This is a genomic window from Bacillus sp. FSL M8-0077 (assembly GCF_038050255.1).
In the GTDB taxonomy this organism is placed as follows: domain Bacteria; phylum Bacillota; class Bacilli; order Bacillales; family Bacillaceae; genus Bacillus; species Bacillus altitudinis.
The window spans coordinates 1-12,500 of the sequence record NZ_JBBPAF010000001.1; the positions used below are offsets into that span (position 1 = coordinate 1).

Here is a 12,500-nt window from a genome sequence, read left to right on the forward strand (position 1 = left end):
ATGGAAAATATTTTGGATCTGTGGAATAAAGCACTTCAAAAAATAGAGACAAAATTGAGCAAACCTAGTTTTGAAACATGGATGAAGTCCACTAAAGCTCATTCTCTTCAAGGAGATACGCTGACTATTACTGCACCTAATGAATTTGCGAGGGACTGGCTCGAGTCAAGATATCTTCACTTAATTGCAGATACCATCTATGAACTGACAGGCGAAGAGCTCAGCATCAAATTCATCATTCCTCAAAATCAGGACGAAGAGGAAGCCATGCCAAAATCTCCAATCAAAAAAATGTCGAAAGAAGAACCCGTTGAAATTCCACAAAATATGCTGAATCCAAAATATACATTTGATACTTTTGTTATTGGTTCAGGCAACCGTTTTGCTCATGCCGCTTCACTTGCAGTCGCAGAAGCACCAGCAAAAGCATATAACCCGCTTTTTATTTATGGAGGCGTTGGTTTAGGAAAGACTCACTTAATGCATGCGATCGGTCATTACGTCATCGACCATAATCCATCAGCCAAAGTAGTCTATCTATCATCTGAAAAATTTACAAATGAATTTATCAACTCAATCCGGGACAACAAAGCAGTCGATTTCCGTAATCGCTATCGGAATGTAGATGTGCTTTTGATAGATGATATTCAATTTTTAGCAGGAAAAGAACAAACACAAGAAGAGTTTTTCCATACATTCAACACACTTCACGAAGAAAGTAAGCAAATCGTCATTTCTAGTGACCGGCCGCCAAAAGAAATTCCGACACTTGAAGACAGATTACGCTCTCGATTCGAATGGGGCTTAATTACAGACATTACCCCGCCAGATCTAGAAACGCGTATTGCGATCTTACGTAAAAAAGCAAAAGCAGAAGGTTTAGACATTCCGAATGAAGTCATGCTTTATATTGCCAATCAAATCGACAGCAACATTCGGGAACTGGAAGGTGCTTTGATTCGTGTTGTTGCTTACTCTTCTTTAATTAATAAAGACATCAATGCTGATCTAGCAGCTGAAGCCCTTAAAGACATCATTCCTTCATCAAAACCTAAGGTGATTACAATTAAAGATATTCAAAGAATTGTAGGGCAGCAATTTAATATTCGATTAGAAGATTTCAAAGCGAAGAAACGTACAAAATCAGTTGCTTATCCAAGACAAATTGCGATGTATCTCTCTAGAGAAATGACCGATTCCTCTCTACCTAAAATCGGAGAAGAATTCGGTGGACGAGATCATACGACTGTCATTCATGCTCATGAGAAAATTTCAAAATTAATCGTTGAAGATGAACAGCTTCAGCAGCATGTCAAAGAGATCAAAGAACAACTAAAATAATCAAGCTGATAAGATAAGTACGGGAAAATGTGAATAACTAGAGCATAGTCATACACAGTCTGTCCACATGTGGATAGGCTGTCTTTCCTTTCTTTCTACTGACTTATCCACATATTCACAAGCCCTACTAGTACTTCTACGATTTTTATTAAATAAATATATATACATGTCATTAAGAAAAATTAGGAGGACCACTATGAAATTCACGATTCAAAAAGATCGTCTTGTTGAAAGTGTCCAAGATGTATTAAAGGCCGTATCCTCTAGAACAACGATTCCTATTTTGACAGGGATTAAAATTGTTGCTTCTGATGATGGGGTTTCTTTCACAGGAAGTGATTCTGATATTTCAATCGAATCTTTTATTCCTCAAAGAGATGGAGATTTAGAAGTCATTACAATTGATCGACCAGGAAGTATTGTGCTGCAAGCCCGTTTCTTTAGCGAAATCGTTAAGAAACTGCCTATGTCTACTGTCGAAATTGAGGTAGAACAAAATCATCTGACCATCATCCGCTCTGGTTCAGCAGAATTTAATTTAAATGGCTTAGATGCTGAAGAATATCCGCATCTGCCACAAATTGAAGAACATCATGCTTTTCAAATTCCAACAGATTTGCTTAAAAACCTTATCCGTCAAACGGTTTTCGCAGTGTCCACCTCAGAAACACGTCCTATCTTGACAGGTGTAAACTGGAAGGTTGAAAAAGGTGAATTAATATGCACAGCAACGGATAGCCATCGCCTTGCTTTAAGAAAAGCGAAGTTGGATATTAACGAGGAAAGCTCGTACAATGTGGTCATTCCTGGAAAGAGTTTAACAGAGCTAAGTAAAATTCTTGATGATGGACAAGATCTTGTGAGCATCGTCATTACGGAGACACAGGTTCTCTTTAAAGCACAGAACGTGCTGTTCTTCTCAAGATTGCTGGATGGTAATTACCCAGATACTGCTCGCCTCATTCCGCAAGAAAGTAAAACGGATGTAGTGGTGAATACGAAAGAATTCCTTCAAGCGATTGATCGTGCGTCACTTTTAGCAAGGGAAGGGCGTAACAACGTTGTTAAACTTTCTGCTGATCCTGCGCAAAGCCTTGAAATCTCTTCTAATTCGCCTGAAATCGGTAAAGTAGTTGAAACGGTGCAAGCAGATGACATTAAAGGAGAGGATCTCAAAATCTCTTTCAGTCCGAAATATATGCTCGATGCTTTAAAAGTATTAGAGGGAACAGAGATTCATGTCAGCTTCACTGGCGCAATGAGACCATTCCTATTGCGCACGCCAAATGATGATTCTATTTTGCAATTGATTCTTCCAGTGAGAACGTATTAATTTGGTTTAAAATGGCTGCTGTGTGAGTGCACAGCAGCTTTTTTCCTCGATTCCTCTGCTTTCTTTCATCCCAGTTCGCTTTCCCCCTTTCCTTCTTGTCTTGTTTTTTAGTACAATTAGATATTAGTGATATTGAAAGAGGTCGATACAATGCCTAATCTGATAACGATTGAAACAGAAATGATTACATTAGGGCAGTTTTTGAAATTAGCTGAAGTCATTCAATCTGGTGGAATGGCGAAGTGGTTTTTAAGTGAACATGAGGTGTTCATTAATCAAGAGCCAGATAATAGACGGGGACGCAAACTATACCCAGGAGATGTTGTCGAGATAGAAGGTTACGGCACATTTAAAGTTGTGAATTAGAAACGGGTGACAATACATGTACATTCAAAGTCTGGCGTTAACTTCATACCGAAACTATGAACACACCGAGCTTCAATTCGACAATAAGGTGAATGTCATGATCGGTGAGAATGCCCAAGGTAAAACGAATTTGATGGAAGCGATCTATGTATTGTCGATGGCAAAGTCACATCGTACGTCAAATGATAAAGAACTTATCCGATGGGACGAAGACTATGCTAAAATAGAAGGTAGAGTCATAAAAAAAAATGGTCCACTCCCAATGCAGCTCGTGATCTCAAAAAAAGGAAAAAAGGGCAAGGTCAATCATATTGAACAACAGAAACTTAGTCATTATGTTGGTGCGTTAAACACCATCATGTTTGCGCCAGAGGACTTAAGCCTTGTGAAGGGTAGCCCGCAAATCCGCAGGAGATTCCTCGATATGGAGATTGGACAGGTTTCTGCTGTCTACTTGCATGATTTATTGCTCTATCAAAAAATCCTCTCCCAGCGAAATCATTACTTGAAACAATTGCAGACAAGAAAGCAAACAGATCAAGCGATGCTGGAAGTTTTAACAGAGCAGTTGATTGATGCGGCAGCAAAAGTTGTCAAAAGACGACTGACTTTTACGAAACAGCTTGAGAAATGGGCGCAGCCGCTGCATTTTGGGATTTCTAGAGAGCTGGAAACGCTCACGCTCCAATACCAGACGGCAATAGAGGTATCAGAAGCGTCAGACTTGTCGAAAATAAAGAATAGCTATGAAGAATCGTTTCAGAAACTAAGAGACAGAGAAATAGACCGAGGAGTGACACTGTGGGGGCCTCACAGAGATGACTTGCTTTTCTTTGTGAATGGTCGGGATGTTCAGACATATGGCTCTCAAGGGCAACAAAGAACAACAGCTCTTTCACTAAAGCTGGCAGAAATTGATCTGATACATGAAGAAATCGGAGAATATCCCATTCTTCTGCTTGATGATGTTTTATCTGAACTTGATGATTACAGACAGTCTCATTTGCTCCATACCATTCAGGGACGTGTACAGACCTTCGTCACCACAACAAGTGTTGAAGGCATCGATCACGCCACCTTGAAAGAAGCGGAAATTTTCAGAGTAGCCAGTGGAAAAGTAATTGACTGATAAATGAGGTGTGGGTCTTGTATATTCATTTAGGTGATGATTGTGTTGTTTCTACACGAGAGATTGTCGCAATTGTTGATTACAAAATGAGGTCGTCTACTGTTGTAGAAGAGTTTCTTCAAAAACAAGAGAAACAAATCATTTCGTTATCACAAGGGACACCCAAATCCATCGTCGTCACAACTAAATCTGTTTATTACTCTCCTCTTTCCTCAAGCACGCTCAAAAAACGTGCTTCATTTGTGATTGAAATTGAAGTCTAAAAGCTCAATTCATATAAATATATCGTTTAAGAAAAGTGTAGGTGAATGTACGTGGCAATGGAACAGCAACATAATAGTTATGATGAAAATCAGATACAGGTGCTTGAAGGACTAGAAGCTGTTAGAAAACGTCCAGGAATGTACATTGGGTCAACCAGTGCAAAAGGACTTCACCATCTTGTATGGGAAATTGTCGACAACAGTATTGATGAGGCTTTAGCTGGATATTGCACAGATATTACAGTGCAAATTGAAAAGGATAATAGCATTACAGTGAAAGATAATGGTCGCGGAATTCCTGTTGGGATTCATGAAAAAATGGGACGTCCTGCTGTAGAGGTTATTATGACTGTGCTTCACGCTGGCGGTAAATTTGACGGCAGCGGTTATAAAGTATCTGGCGGTTTGCATGGCGTAGGGGCATCTGTTGTTAATGCGTTATCTACGACCTTAGACGTGACTGTATATCGTGATGGGAAAATTCATTATCAACAATTCAAACGCGGTGTTCCAGTTGGAGATTTAGAGATCATTGGTGAAACAGATGTTACAGGGACAACCACTCATTTTGTGCCAGATTCAGAAATCTTTACTGAAACCATTGAATTCGATTACGACACACTCGCTAACCGTGTACGTGAGTTAGCTTTCTTAACAAAAGGTGTAAACATCATTATTGAAGACTTGCGCGAAGGTAAAGAACGACGAAATGAATACTGCTACGAAGGCGGTATTAAGAGCTATGTAGAACATTTAAATCGCTCAAAAGAAGTCGTCCATGAAGAACCTGTTTACATCGAAGGTGAAAAAGACGGAATCACGGTTGAAGTGGCATTACAATATAACGATTCCTATACAAGCAACATCTATTCCTTCGCCAACAATATCAACACGTATGAAGGCGGAACACACGAAGCAGGCTTTAAAACAGGTCTGACGCGTGTGATCAATGATTATGCTCGTAAAAATGGCGTATTCAAAGATGGAGACTCGAATTTGAGCGGTGAAGATGTACGAGAAGGCTTAACAGCCATTATCTCTATCAAACATCCAGATCCTCAATTTGAAGGACAAACGAAGACAAAGCTCGGTAACTCAGAAGCAAGAACCATTACCGACTCCCTTTTCTCTGAAGCACTTGAGAAATTCCTCTTAGAGAACCCTGATGCTGCAAAGAAAATTGTGGAGAAAGGCGTGATGGCAGCTCGTGCAAGAATGGCAGCCAAAAAAGCGCGTGAGCTGACAAGACGTAAAAGTGCACTGGAAGTCTCCAGCTTGCCTGGGAAACTGGCAGACTGTTCTTCCAAAGATCCTTCCATCTCTGAGCTTTATATCGTAGAGGGAGATTCTGCGGGCGGATCTGCTAAGCAAGGTCGTGATCGACATTTCCAAGCGATTTTACCGTTAAGAGGTAAGATCCTAAACGTTGAAAAAGCACGACTAGATAAAATTTTATCTAACAACGAGGTTCGTTCAATGATTACAGCGTTAGGGACTGGAATTGGAGAAGACTTCACTTTAGAGAAAGCACGTTATCACAAAATTGTGATCATGACTGATGCTGATGTTGATGGAGCGCATATTCGGACACTGCTCCTAACATTCTTCTATCGCTACATGCGTGAAATCATTGAAAACGGTTATGTGTATATTGCACAGCCGCCTTTATATAAAGTGCAGCAAGGAAAGCGTGTTGAATACGTGTATAACGATAAGCAGCTTGATGAACTGTTAAAAACACTGCCTCAAACACCGAAACCTGGACTTCAGCGTTATAAAGGTCTTGGAGAGATGAATGCTACTCAGCTTTGGGAAACAACAATGGACCCTGATTCGAGAACACTTCTTCAAGTGACACTTGAGGATGCGATCGATGCTGATGAGACTTTTGAAATGTTAATGGGAGATAAAGTGGAGCCGAGACGTAACTTTATCGAAGAAAATGCACAATACGTAAAAAATCTTGATATTTAGATAGGTAACCCCCCTTGAGAGCAACCTTATTTCTTGTTTGGAATAAGGTTGTTTTTCAAGAAACAGGGGCGTGAAACGAATGTCCTGGTTTTCTGCGTTTCGTTGATTTTCTAGTAAATAAATGTGTATAAAGGCAAGATTATTGATATAATGGAGAATAGTCTTGTGAAGATAAATACATATTTTACTCCCACATAATTTATTTCATGTGATACGTAAAGGGAGGTTCTTATAGTGAGTGAACAACATACACCAAATGTACGCGAAGTGAATATTAGCCATGAAATGCGTACGTCCTTTTTAGATTATGCAATGAGTGTTATTGTTTCGCGTGCATTACCAGATGTGCGAGACGGATTGAAGCCCGTGCATCGAAGAATTTTGTATGCGATGAATGACCTAGGTATGACAAGTGATAAACCATTTAAGAAATCTGCACGTATCGTTGGGGAAGTTATCGGTAAGTACCACCCTCACGGTGATAGCGCTGTATATGAAGCGATGGTTCGGATGGCGCAAGATTTCAACTATCGTAATATGCTGGTTGAAGGGCATGGGAACTTTGGTTCTGTCGATGGAGACGGCGCAGCAGCGATGCGTTATACCGAGGCACGTCTTTCTAAAATTTCGATGGAGATCCTGCGTGATATCACAAAGGACACCATTGATTATCAAGATAACTACGATGGCAGTGAAAGAGAGCCAGTCGTTATGCCTGCTAGGTTCCCGAACTTATTAGTGAACGGGGCAACAGGAATCGCTGTAGGGATGGCAACGAATATCCCGCCTCACCAACTAGGTGAAGTAATTGATGGGGTATTGGCAATTAGTCAAAATCCTGAAATGACGACACAGGAACTAATGGACATCATTCCAGGTCCAGACTTCCCAACTGCGGGACAAATCATTGGCCGAAGCGGTATTCGTAAAGCGTATGAAACAGGACGCGGCTCTATTACATTACGCGCAAAGTCAAACATCGAAGAAACATCTAGTGGTAAGCAGCGCATTGTCATCAACGAGATTCCTTACCAGGTTAACAAAGCTCGTTTGATCGAAAAAATCGCTGATCTTGTCCGTGATAAAAAAATTGATGGCATTACAGATCTTCGTGATGAATCTGACCGTAATGGAATGAGAATTGTCATTGAACTGCGAAGAGACGCAAACGTCCATGTTCTATTAAACAATCTTTATAAACAAACGACACTTCAAACGTCCTTCGGTATTAACTTGCTTGCACTTGTGGATGGACAGCCGAAAGTGTTGTCTCTCAAACAATGTCTTGAATATTACCTTGAGCATCAGAAAGTGATCATTCGTCGAAGAACGGCGTATGAATTGCGTAAAGCGGAAGCAAGAGCTCATATTTTAGAAGGCTTAAGAATTGCGCTTGATCACTTAGATGAGGTCATTGCTTTAATTAGAGGCTCTCAAACTGCTGAAATTGCAAGAAATGGTTTGATGGAAAACTATAGCTTGTCTGAAAAACAAGCACAGGCCATTCTCGATATGCGACTCCAGCGTTTGACTGGTTTAGAAAGAGAGAAAATAGAAGATGAATACAAAGGGCTTGTTGAATTGATTGCTGAATTGAAAGCCATTCTAGCAGACAATGAGAAAGTTCTAGAAATCATTAGAGAAGAATTAACAGAAATCAAAGAACGCTTCAATGATACGCGCCGCACAGAAATTGTGACAGCGGGTATAGAAACAATCGAAGACGAAGATTTGATTCCTGTTGAAAATATTGTGATCACACTGACTCATAATGGTTATATTAAGCGCCTGCCTGCATCAACATACCGCAGTCAAAAAAGAGGCGGTAAAGGTGTACAAGGAATGGGAACCAACGAAGATGATTTCGTTGAACAGCTGATCTCAACATCTACGCACGATACGATTCTCTTCTTCTCTAATAAAGGGAAGGTGTATCGAGCGAAGGGCTATGAGATCCCTGAATTCGGACGAACAGCGAAAGGGATTCCGATTATTAACCTTCTTGAAGTAGAAAAAGGAGAGTGGATTAACGCCATTATTCCAGTCAGCGAATTTGATGAAGATTCGTATCTCTTCTTTACAACAAGACACGGTGTATCAAAACGAACGTCATTGTCTCACTTTGCAAACATCCGTAACAACGGTTTGATTGCACTCAGCCTGCGTGATGAAGATGAACTGATGGCAGTTCGTTTAACCAATGGTGAAAAACAAATCATCATCGGAACGAAAAAAGGAATGCTCATTCGTTTCGACGAGACAGATGTTCGTGAAATGGGACGTACAGCAGCTGGAGTTAAAGGGATTACACTTTCTGAGGATGACATCGTCGTTGGAATGGAAATCCTTGAGCCAGATGCAAACGTATTGATCGTAACTGAAAAAGGTTATGGTAAATTAACGCCTGAAAAAGAATATCGTGTCCAAAGCCGTGGTGGTAAAGGTCTGAAAACGTGCAAAATCACTGACAACAATGGTCCGCTTGTTGCAGTGAAGGCGACTAACGCTGAAGCTGAAGAAGACTTGATGATTATTACAGGCAGTGGTGTCATCATCCGTATGGCCGTTTCAGATATCTCCACAACAGGCCGAGTCACTCAAGGTGTCCGCCTGATCCGTCTAGGTGATGATGAACATGTCGCTACAGTGGCGTTAGTAGAACAATCACCAGAAGACGATGAAGAGAATAGTGAAGAAAACGTAGAAAATGTAGAGTCAGATCAAGAGCAATCAGAGTAAAAATAAAGCCGGTTTTTCACCGGCTTTATTTTTTTTGAAATTTATAATGCTTTTTTCATAGATATGTGTTATCCTTTCAAAGGAGCAAAAAGAGGCTCTATTTTTTATCTCTTTTACAACAAAACTTCTTAAAAAAATAAAATGTTTTTCAAGAAAAACCTTGACTATTGATAGAGATATATGATATATTTAAGTGGTCGCTTTGAGAGAGTGGCAAACAAGTTCTTTGAAAACTAAACAAGACAAAACGTACCTGTTAATTCGAGTTTTTATAAAAAAATCCTATGATACATCATAGGTAGTCAGTCAAACTGGCGAGGCAGGAAATGATCACATGCTAAGTTCGCTACATCGTGTAGCAACGCATGTGTGATATGCATCCTGCATACCTCGGAGAGTTTGATCCTGGCTCAGGACGAACGCTGGCGGCGTGCCTAATACATGCAAGTCGAGCGGACAGAAGGGAGCTTGCTCCCGGATGTTAGCGGCGGACGGGTGAGTAACACGTGGGTAACCTGCCTGTAAGACTGGGATAACTCCGGGAAACCGGAGCTAATACCGGATAGTTCCTTGAACCGCATGGTTCAAGGATGAAAGACGGTTTCGGCTGTCACTTACAGATGGACCCGCGGCGCATTAGCTAGTTGGTGAGGTAACGGCTCACCAAGGCGACGATGCGTAGCCGACCTGAGAGGGTGATCGGCCACACTGGGACTGAGACACGGCCCAGACTCCTACGGGAGGCAGCAGTAGGGAATCTTCCGCAATGGACGAAAGTCTGACGGAGCAACGCCGCGTGAGTGATGAAGGTTTTCGGATCGTAAAGCTCTGTTGTTAGGGAAGAACAAGTGCAAGAGTAACTGCTTGCACCTTGACGGTACCTAACCAGAAAGCCACGGCTAACTACGTGCCAGCAGCCGCGGTAATACGTAGGTGGCAAGCGTTGTCCGGAATTATTGGGCGTAAAGGGCTCGCAGGCGGTTTCTTAAGTCTGATGTGAAAGCCCCCGGCTCAACCGGGGAGGGTCATTGGAAACTGGGAAACTTGAGTGCAGAAGAGGAGAGTGGAATTCCACGTGTAGCGGTGAAATGCGTAGAGATGTGGAGGAACACCAGTGGCGAAGGCGACTCTCTGGTCTGTAACTGACGCTGAGGAGCGAAAGCGTGGGGAGCGAACAGGATTAGATACCCTGGTAGTCCACGCCGTAAACGATGAGTGCTAAGTGTTAGGGGGTTTCCGCCCCTTAGTGCTGCAGCTAACGCATTAAGCACTCCGCCTGGGGAGTACGGTCGCAAGACTGAAACTCAAAGGAATTGACGGGGGCCCGCACAAGCGGTGGAGCATGTGGTTTAATTCGAAGCAACGCGAAGAACCTTACCAGGTCTTGACATCCTCTGACAACCCTAGAGATAGGGCTTTCCCTTCGGGGACAGAGTGACAGGTGGTGCATGGTTGTCGTCAGCTCGTGTCGTGAGATGTTGGGTTAAGTCCCGCAACGAGCGCAACCCTTGATCTTAGTTGCCAGCATTTAGTTGGGCACTCTAAGGTGACTGCCGGTGACAAACCGGAGGAAGGTGGGGATGACGTCAAATCATCATGCCCCTTATGACCTGGGCTACACACGTGCTACAATGGACAGAACAAAGGGCTGCGAGACCGCAAGGTTTAGCCAATCCCACAAATCTGTTCTCAGTTCGGATCGCAGTCTGCAACTCGACTGCGTGAAGCTGGAATCGCTAGTAATCGCGGATCAGCATGCCGCGGTGAATACGTTCCCGGGCCTTGTACACACCGCCCGTCACACCACGAGAGTTTGTAACACCCGAAGTCGGTGAGGTAACCTTTATGGAGCCAGCCGCCGAAGGTGGGACAGATGATTGGGGTGAAGTCGTAACAAGGTAGCCGTATCGGAAGGTGCGGCTGGATCACCTCCTTTCTAAGGATATATGGAGCAGCGTACGTTTTTCGTCTTGTTTAGTTTTGAAGGAACTTGCAAAAGATCCTACAACATCATATCTTCGATATGAAAGATGGGCCTGTAGCTCAGCTGGTTAGAGCGCACGCCTGATAAGCGTGAGGTCGGTGGTTCGAGTCCACTCAGGCCCACCATCTTCTATTAAATCGGGGCCTTAGCTCAGCTGGGAGAGCGCCTGCCTTGCACGCAGGAGGTCAGCGGTTCGATCCCGCTAGGCTCCACCAACGTGTTCTTTGAAAACTAGATAACAATAAGTAATACATTCACATTGAATGCAATGCAAAGTTCATCACACATAGTGATTCTTTCTAAAGTAAGAAATGGTTAAGTTAGAAAGGGCGCACGGTGGATGCCTTGGCACTAGGAGCCGATGAAGGACGGGACGAACACCGATATGCTTCGGGGAGCTGTAAGCAAGCTTTGATCCGGAGATTTCCGAATGGGGAAACCCACTGCTCGTAATGGAGTAGTATCCATACTTGAATACATAGAGTATGAGAAGGCATACCCGGGGAACTGAAACATCTAAGTACCCGGAGGAAGAGAAAGCAAATGCGATTCCCTGAGTAGCGGCGAGCGAAACGGGAACAGCCCAAACCAAGAGGCTTGCCTCTTGGGGTTGTAGGACACTCTATACGGAGTTACAAAGGAACGATATAAGCGAAGAGGTCTGGAAAGGCCCGCCAAAGAAGGTAACAGCCCTGTAACTGAAATGTTGTTCTCTCCAGAGTGGATCCTGAGTACGGCGGAACACGTGAAATTCCGTCGGAATCCGGGAGGACCATCTCCCAAGGCTAAATACTCCCTAGTGACCGATAGTGAACCAGTACCGTGAGGGAAAGGTGAAAAGCACCCCGGAAGGGGAGTGAAATAGATCCTGAAACCGTGTGCCTACAAGTAGTCAGAGCCCGTTAACGGGTGATGGCGTGCCTTTTGTAGAATGAACCGGCGAGTTACGATCCCGTGCAAGGTTAAGCAGAAGATGCGGAGCCGCAGCGAAAGCGAGTCTGAATAGGGCGCATGAGTACGTGGTCGTAGACCCGAAACCAGGTGATCTACCCATGTCCAGGGTGAAGTTCAGGTAACACTGAATGGAGGCCCGAACCCACGCACGTTGAAAAGTGCGGGGATGAGGTGTGGGTAGGGGTGAAATGCCAATCGAACCTGGAGATAGCTGGTTCTCTCCGAAATAGCTTTAGGGCTAGCCTCAAGGTAAGAGTCTCGGAGGTAGAGCACTGATTGGACTAGGGGCCCCTACCGGGTTACCGAATTCAGTCAAACTCCGAATGCCGATGACTTATCCTTGGGAGTCAGACTGCGAGTGATAAGATCCGTAGTCGAAAGGGAAACAGCCCAGACCGCCAGCTAAGGTCCCAAAGT

The 12,500-nt window shown here is 43.2% G+C and carries 7 protein-coding genes, 2 tRNA genes and 2 rRNA genes (1 of these 11 running past the window's edge); all 11 read left to right on the plus strand.

All coding sequences use genetic code 11. The features are described 5' to 3' along the window. Positions 1-1,341: a chromosomal replication initiator protein DnaA gene (dnaA, locus tag NST57_RS00005; RefSeq protein WP_008347594.1), complete on the plus strand. Its 1,341-nt coding sequence runs from the start codon at positions 1-3 to the stop codon at positions 1,339-1,341. A gap of 196 nt (positions 1,342-1,537) precedes the next feature. Continuing rightward, positions 1,538-2,674 (plus strand): DNA polymerase III subunit beta, encoded by a 1,137-nt coding sequence (gene dnaN, locus NST57_RS00010; RefSeq protein ID WP_142153500.1) that lies wholly within the window; start codon positions 1,538-1,540, stop codon positions 2,672-2,674. Positions 2,675-2,824: 150 nt separating this feature from the next. Beyond that, positions 2,825-3,040 (plus strand): S4 domain-containing protein YaaA, encoded by a 216-nt coding sequence (yaaA, locus tag NST57_RS00015; protein ID WP_142153502.1) that lies wholly within the window; start codon positions 2,825-2,827, stop codon positions 3,038-3,040. Between the two features lie 16 nt (positions 3,041-3,056). Then, positions 3,057-4,169 carry a DNA replication/repair protein RecF gene (gene recF, locus NST57_RS00020; RefSeq protein ID WP_142153505.1) on the plus strand — a complete coding sequence of 371 codons (1,113 nt, stop codon included), beginning with the start codon at positions 3,057-3,059 and terminating at the stop codon, positions 4,167-4,169. Between the two features lie 17 nt (positions 4,170-4,186). Continuing rightward, a complete protein-coding gene (gene remB, locus NST57_RS00025; RefSeq protein WP_142153507.1) occupies positions 4,187-4,432 on the plus strand; it encodes an extracellular matrix regulator RemB in 246 nt (81 codons plus the stop codon). 57 nt (positions 4,433-4,489) lie between these two features. Further along, complete coding sequence (gene gyrB / locus NST57_RS00030; RefSeq protein WP_142156136.1) at positions 4,490-6,406, plus strand: DNA topoisomerase (ATP-hydrolyzing) subunit B; 1,917 nt, start codon at positions 4,490-4,492, stop codon at positions 6,404-6,406. Positions 6,407-6,640: 234 nt separating this feature from the next. Beyond that, positions 6,641-9,145, plus strand: coding sequence for a DNA gyrase subunit A (gene gyrA, locus NST57_RS00035; protein ID WP_142153509.1), 2,505 nt, complete (start codon positions 6,641-6,643; stop codon positions 9,143-9,145). A gap of 387 nt (positions 9,146-9,532) precedes the next feature. After that, positions 9,533-11,081, plus strand: a 16S ribosomal RNA gene (locus NST57_RS00040). Between the two features lie 96 nt (positions 11,082-11,177). Continuing rightward, positions 11,178-11,254, plus strand: a tRNA-Ile gene (locus tag NST57_RS00045). Positions 11,255-11,268: 14 nt separating this feature from the next. Then, positions 11,269-11,344: transfer RNA gene (locus NST57_RS00050), tRNA-Ala, on the plus strand. 98 nt (positions 11,345-11,442) lie between these two features. Next, positions 11,443-12,500, plus strand: a 23S ribosomal RNA gene (locus NST57_RS00055) (it continues 1,873 nt past the right edge of the window). Together the 16S and 23S rRNA genes with 2 tRNA genes alongside form the textbook arrangement of a ribosomal RNA operon.

What these genes read in the sequence shown, in the direction of transcription:
- gyrB (WP_142156136.1), top strand. Translation starts at nt 4,490, where the DNA reads ATGGAACAGCAACATAATAGTTATGATGAAAATCAGATACAGGTGCTT.
- dnaA (WP_008347594.1), top strand. Translation starts at nt 1, where the DNA reads ATGGAAAATATTTTGGATCTGTGGAATAAAGCACTTCAAAAAATAGAG.
- yaaA (WP_142153502.1), top strand. Translation starts at nt 2,825, where the DNA reads ATGCCTAATCTGATAACGATTGAAACAGAAATGATTACATTAGGGCAG.
- dnaN (WP_142153500.1), top strand. Translation starts at nt 1,538, where the DNA reads ATGAAATTCACGATTCAAAAAGATCGTCTTGTTGAAAGTGTCCAAGAT.
- recF (WP_142153505.1), top strand. Translation starts at nt 3,057, where the DNA reads ATGTACATTCAAAGTCTGGCGTTAACTTCATACCGAAACTATGAACAC.